The sequence below is a fragment of the Seonamhaeicola sediminis genome, from assembly GCF_004358095.2.
Taxonomy (GTDB): Bacteria; Bacteroidota; Bacteroidia; order Flavobacteriales; family Flavobacteriaceae; genus Seonamhaeicola; species Seonamhaeicola sediminis.
Map to the genome: position 1 here is coordinate 1 of NZ_SMZJ02000019.1, position 11,610 is coordinate 11,610.

The 11,610-nt window shown below is 38.8% G+C and carries 3 protein-coding genes; all 3 read left to right on the forward strand.

Annotated elements, in window-relative coordinates:
• On the forward strand, window positions 1–4,074 hold a 4,074-nt coding region (locus E1J38_RS14660; RefSeq protein ID WP_145774477.1), incomplete at its 5' end, for a T9SS type A sorting domain-containing protein.
• Between the two features lie 191 nt (window positions 4,075–4,265).
• On the forward strand, window positions 4,266–10,610 hold the full coding sequence (locus E1J38_RS14665) for a RemA C-terminal-like gliding motility protein (RefSeq protein ID WP_133357585.1): 6,345 nt from the start codon (window positions 4,266–4,268) through the stop codon (window positions 10,608–10,610).
• 204 nt (window positions 10,611–10,814) lie between these two features.
• Window positions 10,815–11,610 (forward strand): M14 family zinc carboxypeptidase (locus tag E1J38_RS14670; protein WP_145774489.1); only part of this gene is annotated, 796 nt, incomplete at its 3' end.

The window sequence follows — 11,610 nt, forward strand, 5'->3', positions numbered from 1 at the left end:
GAAGATGACGAAGAGACTAACGGAATCTCCAACTGGACCGCCTCTGGTGGTTCTTGGGGAACGACCTCTGATGCCTTTTCTGGAACTCTAGCTATTACAGATTCTCCTGCTGGTCCTTATAATAACAATGAAAGCAAAACGTTACAATTGAACAATTCCATTAGCACTAGTGGCCTAGTACAAACCGTAATACAGTATAACGCCAAGTGGGATCTAGAACGTAGTTTTGACTACGTACAAATTGAAGCCTCTAACAACGGATCTACATGGATACCGCTTTGTGGAACCTATACCAAACCGGGTGCTCCTAACGAAAATAACACCTATTCCGGAAAAAGCTCTACAAACAACAACTTCCAACCTGATGGTGAGCAACTTTATGATGGCGATACCCAAGATAAATGGGTCATGGAAGAAATTGTGATTTCCAGTTCAGAGAATAGTGCTTTCCACAATCAATCTACTGTTTTCTTAAGGTTTAATTTTAATACAGATTCTACTAATAACCAAGATAGCTATACCACAACATTCGATGGCTTCGTGTTTGATGATTTTAGAATCATTACTAACACCACTAATATACCACAAACCATTACCTTCGACCCTATTAGTGATAAGTTTACTACTGATACTCCTTTCGACGTTATTGCAACAGCGTCTTCTGGCCTACCTGTAAGTTTCTCGATTGTTTCTGGTCCTGCAAATGTTTCTGGTAATACAGTTACCCTTACAGGTGCCACTGGAACTGTTACCGTAAGAGCTAGTCAAGCTGGAAATAGTACCTATAACGCTGCAGCACATGTAGACCAATCTTTTGAGGTCACTGTTCAGCCACCATGCTCAGGAGTCCTTGTAGACACTTATCCTTACACTGAAAGCTTTGAAGGCACTGGATCTGGAAGCCTTGGAGATTGGACTCAGGAAACAACGGATAATTTAGACTGGACTTTAAATTCCGGCGCTACTCCAACTGGAAGTACAGGTCCCTCAAGTGCAAATAATGGCTCGTATTACTTATATGCCGAAACTAATGATGGTAATGGGAATCTAATACTTGTAAGTCCTTGTTTTAATCTAAATGCTACTACTAGTGCTTCTTTCACTTTTTCATACCACATGTACGGTAGCAATATGGGAACTTTAGCTGTAGAAATTTCAGATGACGACGGTGCCAGTTGGACTCAACTTTGGACAGAATCTGGTGATAAAGGAGATTTATGGAATAGCACTTCTATTAATTTGGACTCATATATAAATAGTTATATCAAACTGAGAATTATAGGTGCAATTCCATCTGGACAACCTAGAAGTGATATGGCAATTGATAATTTAGGATTAACAGCTGTAATAGCTTCCATTACGCCAATAGCTGACTGTAAAGACATCACAATTAATCTTGATGCCACTGGTAATGCTACTATAGCAGCGTCAGATTTGGATAACGGTGGTAGTGCAGGTAATCTATCCATAGATATTTCTAATTTTACGTGTACAAACATTGGAACAAACAATGTAACTCTAACTGCAACAGATCCTAGTAACTCAAGCAATACAGATTCATGTTTAGCAATCGTAACTGTAAATCAACAAACTGCTCCTACACCAGTTAACTGCTGGGATAACTATGTTTATAATAATACATTGTGTACGTGGGAAAATCAAGGTAGCCAACCTACCGAACCAACAGCAACCAACTGTTGGGACGATTTTCAGTTCAATACGACGACGTGTGCGTGGGAGAATCAAGGTTCTCAACCGAGTGAGCCTGTAGCTACAAACTGTTGGGATGATTACCAGTTCAACACCACTTCCTGTGCGTGGGAAAATCAAGGTTCTCAACCTACCGAACCAATAGCCACAAACTGTTGGGATAACTATCAGTTCAACACCACTTCATGTGCGTGGGAAAATCAAGGTAGCCAACCTACGGAACCAACTGCTACAAACTGTTGGGACGATTACCAGTTCAATACGACGACCTGTGTGTGGGAAAATCAAGGTAGTCAACCTACCGAACCAACAGCAACCAACTGTTGGGATAACTACCAGTTCAATACGACGACGTGTGCGTGGGAAAATCAAGGCAGTCAACCTACGGAACCAACTGCTACAAACTGTTGGGACGATTACCAGTTCAATACGACGACGTGTGCGTGGGAAAATCAAGGCAGTCAACCTACCGAACCAACAGCCACAAACTGTTGGGATAACTACCAGTTCAACACCACTTCATGTGCGTGGGAGAATCAAGGTAGCCAACCTACCGAACCAACAGCAACCAACTGTTGGGATAACTACCAGTTCAATACGACGACCTGTGCGTGGGAAAATCAAGGCAGTCAACCTACCGAACCAACTGCTACAAACTGTTGGGACGATTACCAGTTCAATACTACGACCTGTGCTTGGGAAAATCAAGGTAGTCAACCTACCGAACCAATAGCCACAAACTGTTGGGATAACTATCAGTTCAACACCACTTCATGTGCGTGGGAAAATCAAGGTAGCCAACCTACGGAACCAACTGCTACAAACTGTTGGGACGATTACCAGTTCAATACGACGACCTGTGTGTGGGAAAATCAAGGTAGTCAACCTACCGAACCAATAGCCACAAACTGTTGGGATAACTATCAGTTCAACACCACTTCATGTGCGTGGGAGAACTTAGGATCACAACCGACTGAACCAACTGCCACAAACTGTTGGGATGATTACCAGTTCAACACGACGACGTGTGAATGGGAGAACTTAGGATCACAACCGAGTGAGCCTGTAGCAACAAACTGTTGGGATAACTACCAGTTCAATACGACGACGTGTGCGTGGGAAAATCAAGGCAGTCAACCTACCGAACCAACAGCCACAAACTGTTGGGATAACTACCAGTTCAATACGACGACGTGTGCGTGGGAAAATCAAGGCAGTCAACCTACCGAACCAACAGCCACAAACTGTTGGGATAACTACCAGTTCAACACCACTTCATGTGCGTGGGAGAACTTAGGATCACAACCGACTGAACCAACTGCCACAAACTGTTGGGATAACTACCAGTTCAATACGACGACCTGTACGTGGGAGAACCAAGGCAGTCAGCCTACTGAACCAACAGCCACAAACTGTTGGGACGATTACCAGTTCAATACAACTTCGTGTGCGTGGGAGAACTTAGGATCACAACCGACTGAACCAACTGCCACAAACTGTTGGGATAACTACCAGTTCAATACGACGACCTGTACGTGGGAGAATCAAGGTAGCCAACCTACCGAACCAACAGCAACCAACTGTTGGGATAACTACCAGTTCAATACGACGACGTGTGCGTGGGAAAATCAAGGCAGTCAACCTACCGAACCAACTGCTACAAACTGTTGGGACGATTACCAGTTCAATACGACGACCTGTGTGTGGGAGAATCAAGGTTCTCAACCGAGTGAGCCTGTAGCCACAAACTGTTGGGATGATTACCAGTTCAACACCACATCGTGTGCGTGGGAGAATCAAGGTTCTCAACCGAGTGAGCCTGTAGCTACAAACTGTTGGGATAACTACCAGTTCAACACCACATCGTGTGCGTGGGAGAACTTAGGAGTAGGTACTTTATATTATTTAGATGACGACCAAGACGGCTTTGGCGATCCAAATAACTCAATTCTTGACTGTAATGCTCCTAACGGCTATGTAAATAACTCAGATGATTGCGATGACTCCAATTCAAACATAAATCCAAATGGCATAGAAATTCCAGGAAATTCCATTGACGAGGACTGTGATGGGGAAGCACAAACTTTAAGTAATACCAGCTTTGCATTTGATAAAATTAGCATTACTCCAAATCCGTTTTCTAATACTATAAAAATAAAGCTTCCTGCTGGTTACAATAACACCCTTTTTCATATTGCTTTATATGATGTAAAAGGACGAAAAGTAATCGATGGTTTACAAAAATCTACCAATGAAAAGATAAGTTTAACCAATCTTGATACACTTTCACAAGGCTCGTATTTCATAAAGATTACTGATATAAAGTCGAAACAAAGCATTATTAAACAAATAATTCGATTTTAATGATTAAAAAAGCACAAAAAACCAGGTTAGTATTAAAAATTAGCCTGGTTTTAAACCACTGTATATCAATTATTTAAAAATATAAATTACCGTTCATCGATTTTTTTTGCATTTCAAGGAGTTAAGTGTTATGTTTGTGGCGTAGGTTTTAATAAAACTTAATTAGTCCCAAAACTAAAACTTAGTCTCTCATGAAAAAAATTACTTATGTAATAACATGTTTAATGTTATTTGTATTTTGCTTAAAGGGGAATTCGCAAAATCAAGATATCAATATACAAGGAAACTCAATCGATATTACAAATGGAGATATTACACCAATTCCTGCAGATAATACTGATTTTGGAAGTGTTGGAACTGGTAGTAGTGTTGTACATACCTTCGAAATACAAAATACAGCTACTGGATCAGGAAATCCAGCAAACAATAGGCTAACTATAAATAGTATTAGTGTTTCCAATACCACAGATTTTACATTAACAAATACTATTACAACTATTAATCGGGAGAATTTCGATACTTTCACAATTACTTTTAATCCAACTGTTACAGGACTAATAACTGCTATCGTAACGATAACCAGTGATGATCCAGATGAAGGTACATGGACATATACCATTCAAGGAACTGGAACAGTTCCATCTCCCGAAATAGACCTTCAAGGCAATGGTACGTCAATAGCAAGCGGTGATACAACCCCAGATGTAGCAGACGATACCGATTTTGGGCAAATTGATATTTCGGGTGGTACGGTTGTAAACACATTTACTATTCAAAATTTAGGCGCCGCCGACCTTAACTTAACAGGAACAGGACCAACATACATTACAATTACAGGTACAGATGCTGCAGATTTTAGCGTTACAGCAAATCCTACAACACCCATTGCTGCCTCTGGCAATACATCATTCGATATTACGTTTGACCCTTCAACTTGTGGGGTTAAAACAGCGACAGTAACCATTGCTAATGATGATGCTGACGAGAATCCCTATACATTCGATATACAGGGTGAAGGCACTGCTGCAGTAACAGGATCTCAAGACATTAATGTTACCGGCAACGCCATAGACATACCCAATGGAGACACAACGCCTCAAGTAGCCGATGAAACCGATTTTGGAAGTCTGAATGTAGGCTTCTCAAATGTAAATACTTTCGAAATTCACAACACCCATTCTGGGGGAAGTCCTGGTAGTAATCAATTAACCATAAGTAGCATAACTGTTTCTGGAGCTCATGCCGGTGATTTTTCGGTTACAAGTGCTATTACTACAATTAATAGAGATGGTTCCGAAACCTTTACTATTACCTTTATGCCAAGTGCCCTAGGCTTAAGAACAGCCACGGTTACCATAGTAAATAATAGTTCGGTTTGTAGTGAACAGCCTTATGTTTTCGATATACAAGGTACGGGTACACCTCCATCGCCAGAAATCGATGTTTTTGATGATGCAAACAATCCTATAAGCGATGGCAGTACCGATAGTCCAGCATCTATAAATCAGACTTTGTTTGGTTCAACTGATGCCTTAACACCCATAAGTACAACATACACCATTGAAAACAATGGTAGTTTAACGCTTAATATATCCTCGGTTACTAGTGATAATGCAGACTTTGCTGTTACGGTACCACCTGCATCTACTGTAACTACTGGAGGAAGTACAACTTTTACAATTACCTTTACGCCGTCAGCTGTGGGTATAATTACTGGTACTATTACTATTGTGAATGATGACTCTGATGAAAACCCATATACATTTACAGTTCAAGGTGAGGGTACGGCTGCACCACCAGAATACACTGCTTATTATGAAAATTTTGATATTGATGATGGTGGATGGACTATTATAACATCAACAGGTGACACTTGGTTATGGACAAACACATTTCCCGCAACTGCCATTGAATTGGCCGAAGGTGGTTTTTGGAGATGTTCTACTTACGATAACTATTTAAGCAATACCAATATTGTAGTGGAAAGTCCTCAATTAGATTTTACAGGATTACAAAATTTACGTGTAAGCCTGGATGTAAAATATAAAACCGAGAGCGGCAACGATGGGTTACGAATTATGTACTCGGTTGCTGGTGGTCCTTATACACTTTTGGGAGCTAGTGGCTCTGGTACAAATTGGTACGAGGGTAATGTAAATGCCTTAGGTAGTGATGGATGGAGTAATAACAGCCACCCAACTAATACAGCGTTTACACACAACAAGTTTATAAATGCCAATGTAACATTATCTGATGCCACATTTGCCAATCAAAATAATGTAAAATTTAGAATAGAATTTAGCAGTAACGGTTCAGGGACTGATGACGGTGTCGCCTTTGATAACTTTAGAGTTGAAGCAGACCCAAGCACCGCCTTAAGCGACTCCAGTATTGCTCCTGCTAACATTACCTCTAATCTTCGTCTTTGGTTAAAAGCCAACGAAGGTATTTCTGCAACCGATGGTACAGCAGTTACGAGTTGGGAAGATCAGGCCTATGACGTAACTCTAGACAAGGAAGATGCTAACGCAGACTCAAATATTGCACCAACATACCGCGATAATGCAACACGAAACATGAACTATAATCCTGTATTGGACTTTGATAATAATAATGTACAATACATGAATGGTAAAGGTGGGTTTTATGCCACTGATTATTTCGCTGTTTTTAGAAGCGATGATATTGTTGATACTCAAACGGGTTCTTTTAGCCCTGGGAGACAATTTGCTGTTGGTGGCCGTTATAGTAGAGATAATTTTCATGAAGATCCCACAGGCTTAGGAATGGGTAGCACATCTGCTAGATTTACAGATGAAATTCTATCTCATAATTTAAACTCGTTCCCTAATGGTTCTTCTGCTCCTAATGATGACTCTTATGGTAGAGCCTATACAACAAATACAGAAACCTACCAAAACCATGTTTTAATTGTTAATGTAAAGTCTAATGCTACACGCACTTCTACAGAAATATATAAAAATGGTAAGCGTGTTGATAATACTACAGGAACAGCAGGTAATGGGGCCGATCTAAACTTTAAGGAGTTTAATAACATTCCTGTACTTGTAGGTACAGGGCGTAGTGGTTTGGCCGGTAGAACAACCTCCCAATTAAATGGTATGCTTACAGAAATAATATCGTATACCTCCCCTAATTCTGCTATTAATCAACAAAAAATACAAAGCTATTTAGGGGTAAAATATGGGGTTACTTTACAAAGTAGTTCTAGTACAGCAACATCTTACCGTGAAAACGATGTTGACTATATAGATTCTCAAGGTAATGTTATTTGGGATACCGCTACAAATAGTAGTTATAATTTTGATGTTGCTGGTATTGGTAGAGATGATGCATCTGTGCTTGACCAGAGACAATCTAGAAGCCAAAATGATGAGGCAGATATAGATGGCCCAACATCTGGTTTTCTAACTATGGCCTTAACTCAAACTTATACAACCAATAAAGAAAATATTGCCAATACCTCAGGATTAAGTGATAGACAGTTTTTAATGTGGGGTAACAATAACGCCGACATCAATGGCTCGGCAATAAATGTAACCGTAGACATGAGTGAAGATATTACAGGTGTAAAGCCTACCACTAATGTATCTTTCACGGCGATACCAAGAATTTGGAAAGTTGTTGAGAATGCTAATGGTGGTGATATACCAGAGGTAGAAGTTTCAATTCCTGTAAGTGCTGTAAGAACAGCTGCTCCACCAGACGGACGTTATTTAATGTTTATTTCAGCTACTGGAGTTTTTGATCCTACTGCAGACTACCGTGTTATGACAGAATCTGGGGGTAATTTATACGCAAAATATGATTTTGACAATACAGAATATATCACTTTTGGATGGGCTCCAGAAGAAACCTTCGAGCGTTCTATATTTTTCGATCCTGCTAATGGTCATTATGTAGATGTAGAAGATAATTTAGATCTGTCTCCAACCAATTTCACTATATCTGCTTGGATTAAAAGAGGTACTAACTCAACAAATAAGTCTATAGTATCAAAAAGAGATGTTTCTTTTACCGAGGGTTACGATTTTAAAATAACATCAACAGGTCATGTTGAAATGACTTGGCAAAATGGTGGTGCTCAAACTATAACTTCAGATGTTGTAATTCCAGAAGATGAATGGCATCAAGTGGCTGTAATCTATGATGGTACAACAGCAACTTTATATATTGATGGAGTACAGGAAAAAACAGCTACCCTATTACCTCCTACAGATACAGCGCAGTCATTTTTTATAGCAGCGGCAGGAAAACTTGCCCCAACGGCATTTTTCCATGGTAATATAGACGAAGTTCGTGTATGGGATACTGCCTTAACCGTAGATCAGTTACGTTACATAATGAATCAAGAAATAACGGATAATTCATTGAATGTTGGACCCGGTTATTTTATAAGCCGCTCAGTAAGCCCAACAAAAGATGAAACTTCAAGTATTCCTTGGTCCAGTTTAGCAGGTTACTATCCGATGTCAACATATACCTATACTAATACCAAAGATGAATCTGGAAATGGACATCAAGGTGCTCTTAAAAATTTAAAAACTGTAGATTGGCAAACGGCTCCGCTACCCTATATTTCTACACAAGATGGTGATTGGACCACAAATACCACTTGGACAAATGGTGATGTACAAACAATTCCTGGAGCTACAGCACTTGCAGACAACAGTGTAACAGTAGACTGGAATATCGTTAGAACAGCTCATAATATCACTATAGACAATTCAACATTACCTGCTGGCAATAACGGTAACCGATCTGTTTTAGGACTTTTTGTAGATGCTAATGAACTAACTCTAGATGGTGATAATTCAACAGGAACAGGAAATGGTTTAACAGTAACACATTATTTAAAGTTAGATGGAAACATTGATCTTGAAGGCGAATCACAATTAATTCAATCAGAAGATAGCGATTTAGATGTGACGAGTTCAGGAACGATTGAAAAAGACCAACAAGGAACTAAAGACCTGTTTACATATAATTACTGGTCTTCTCCAGTTGGTAGAAGTAATACAACCACAAACAATAATTCTTATACGGCATCTGAAATGTTAAGAGATGGTTTGGTTCCCTCTAACCCATTGTCTATTAATTTTACAGGATCTGGATATAATGGTGCACCAGGCGTTGCTAACACAACAGGAGCTACCATTGCAGATTATTGGATCTGGAAATATGCCAACAGAACGGGCAACACTTATTCGGAATGGCAACATATGCGAAGCTCTGGAACCATATATGCAGGTGAAGGCTTTACAATGAAAGGGGTAGAAAACACAGGAGGCGCTATTACGCAAACTCAAAATTATGTTTTTAATGGCAAGCCTAATAATGGCGATATTACTCTAACTGTAACTGCAGGTAACGACTACTTAGTAGGTAATCCATACCCATCTGCCTTAGATGCAGACGAGTTTATACTTGATAATATAGCAGATAGCGGTGGAAGAAACAGTGTGAATGTAATTAATGGCGCTGTTTATTTCTGGGATCACTTTGCCCGCAGCACACATGTTCTAAAAGATTATGCAGGAGGTTACGCTACATACTCCTTAATGGGAGGTTTACCAGCTGTCAATAATGATACCCGAATTAGTGCTACTGGTGAGGTAGGAACAAAAGTACCCAATCGTTATATACCTGTAAGTCAAGGATTTTTTGTAGTAGCACGTGATACAGGTGCTAGTAACACTGTTGTTCCTGTTGGCGGCGATATTCTATTTAAAAATAGCCAACGTGTATTTGAAAAAGAATCTGGGGGGAACTCAAACTTTCTGAAATCAGGAAATTCAAAAGCAAAATCTGTAACTTCTAAATCAAATACCGATACGAGACAAAAAATACGATTAATGTTCGATTCTCCTGAAGGATACCACCGCCAGATACTAGTAGGTGTTGATACTAATGCTTCAGATGGTTTTGATATTGGATATGATGCGCCTTTAAATGAAACGAATATTGAAGATATGTACTGGACCATGTCTAACGGTGACAAACTAGTGATTCAAGCGGTTAGTAATTTTAACGACAATAAAACACTTCCGCTAGCTCTAAAAACAAATATAGATGGTATTTCTACCATTAGAATTGAAGCACTAGAAAACATATTGGCTAATAAGTCTATTTTCATTCGTGATAAAGTATTAGATATCAATCATAATTTAAAAGAAGGTGCTTATGAAGTATTCTTAAGTGCTGGCCAATACGTAGATCGTTTTGAAATTACATTTATGAGTGAATCCTCTTTAGGATTAGACAATATAAAAGACGACAGATTAAACTTTTATTTTTCCAATGAAAAACAAAGTATTATTCTGCACAATCCTAAATTAAAAGACATAAAATCTATTGATATCTTTAATATTTTAGGTCAATCTGTTACAAGGTTTAGCAAAATTGGGAAAGCAAACCATATGGAATTAAAAACACATAACCTTAAACCAGGTACCTATATTATTAAAACCGAAACGATAGAGGGCACACTATCTAAAAAAGTGCTCATTCATTAAGTTTTAGTTGGATTTAGTTTGAGTTAGTTTAGTTATACCCCAAATCTACCATTAACTCTACTTGAGAGCCTTAATTAATTTTAGGGTTCTCTTTTTTTATACCTAAAATTATTAACAAACATTTGTTATTAAGTTAAAATTCAAGTACCTATTAGAAATAGTATAATTTTTATATTCACACATCCTAACATTTAATCAATCGTCATGCAGAAAAAACTATTTACTTTTATTGCTTTATTATTTTTTATTTTCTCTCAGGCACAACAAGTTAATTACAAAAGAATTACAATTCAGAATCCAACACAAAGGATTATCCAAAATTTAGCCGATATGGGTTTAGATTTAACTTGTGGAGCTGTTATTAATAGTCAGGGGCTTCAGTTAGAACTCTCTAAAGAAGAACTTAAAAGGGTGAAAAATAAGGGGATTGCCTATAATGTCCTTATTGATGACCTTACCAAGTATTATGCCGATAGAGCTACTAAAAATCTTCCAAATGCCATACAGGAACTTGAAGCACAAAAAACAAGCCTACACGCCAAAGCCGGTTTTGGAAAAACTAGTGTTTCTAACATCCTTTTTGATAATATAGGACAATATAACGGCTGTGATGAAATTAATTGGTCCACACCTACTAACTTTAAACTTGGTAGTATGGGAGGATGTTTTACTGTCTCTGAAACACTCGCTGAATTAGACCTTATGCGTTCGCTATATCCCAATATTATATCGGTTAAGACCGATGCCTCGCCTAATAATAACCAAACTACCTTGGAGGGAAGAACCACATACTATGTTCGTATATCTGATAATCCTGATATCGATGAGGCTAATGAGCCTGAAACACTGTATACAGGAATGACCCATTCTCGGGAGGTTTCTAGCTTAATGAACCTGATGTATTACATGTGGTATATTCTAGAAAACTATGGCTCAGACCCTGCAATCACCTCTCTTGTAAATAACCAAGAACTCTATTTCATCCCTATTGTGAACTCCG

What these genes read in the sequence shown, in the direction of transcription:
- E1J38_RS14665 (WP_133357585.1), top strand. Translation starts at nt 4,266, where the DNA reads ATGAAAAAAATTACTTATGTAATAACATGTTTAATGTTATTTGTATTT.